Annotated in this window: 1 protein-coding gene; it reads left to right on the forward strand. The window is 62.7% G+C overall.

The features are described from left to right. Positions 1 to 450 (forward strand): transposase (locus HWN72_RS30830; RefSeq protein ID WP_211152342.1); only part of this gene is annotated, 450 nt, incomplete at both ends.

Below are 450 nucleotides of genomic sequence, written 5' to 3' on the forward strand. Positions count from 1 at the left end.
GGTCCCAGGAGGTCATTCATGGCGACGAAACTACGGTTCAGGTGCTGAAGGAAGAGGGCAAGGCTCCTACCAGCACCTCGTATATGTGGGCCTACCGCAGCAGCGAGGACAGCGAACAGCCGATCGTGCTGTTCGACTATCAACCCGGTCGCGGGCAGGAACATCCGCAGGCCTTCCTCGGCGACTATCGCGGCATCCTGATGAGTGACGGCTATACGGCCTGGCGCACATTGAAAGGCGCCACGCATCTGGGCTGCATGGCCCACGCCAGACGGCGCTTTGCCGACGCCCTCAAGGCGAGGAAGAAACAAGGCGGGCCGCCCGCACAGGCGCTCAAGTTCTTCGACCAGCTCTACCGGATCGAAAGGCAGGCGCGGGACGAAATACCCGATGAGGGGGAAACGCAGGCCAGCTACATGCGCCGCTTCCGCCAGAAACATAGCGTCCCGG

The organism is Novosphingobium sp. HR1a (genome assembly GCF_015594425.1).
In the GTDB taxonomy this organism is placed as follows: domain Bacteria; phylum Pseudomonadota; class Alphaproteobacteria; order Sphingomonadales; family Sphingomonadaceae; genus Novosphingobium; species Novosphingobium resinovorum_A.